Raw genomic sequence first — 357 nt, forward strand, 5'->3', positions numbered from 1 at the left:
ATTTGTCTCCTACTTTATAATAAGTAATATCACTTTGCCACACTACCGAAGGTGCATTGATCTCTACTCCTTTTATTTTATTGGGGTAGTAAATCTTACCGGCAATAGTAGTGCGTCTGTAATTTTTTTTTCTTTTCAGACGATATCCTAATTGCATGAAGGTCTCTACAAAACGGTCTCTCCCAATAAAGTCAGGCTTTAAAGTATAATACATTTTCTCCACCCCACAACCAGGATGGTCTCTACGAATATCATCAGCTTCAGACATTAACTCCATCAAACGATGATCAAACACAGTTTGTCTCCTTGCATATTGATGTACAGCTTGTTTGCTGATCCCAATACCTTCATAGAGCT

At 37.5% G+C, this 357-nt stretch carries 1 pseudogene; it reads right to left on the reverse strand.

Annotated elements, in window-relative coordinates:
• Positions 1 to 357 (reverse strand): annotated as a pseudogene (locus HC176_RS17830) (IS3 family transposase); the annotation flags it as partial.

This window comes from Tamlana crocina, from assembly GCF_012037625.1.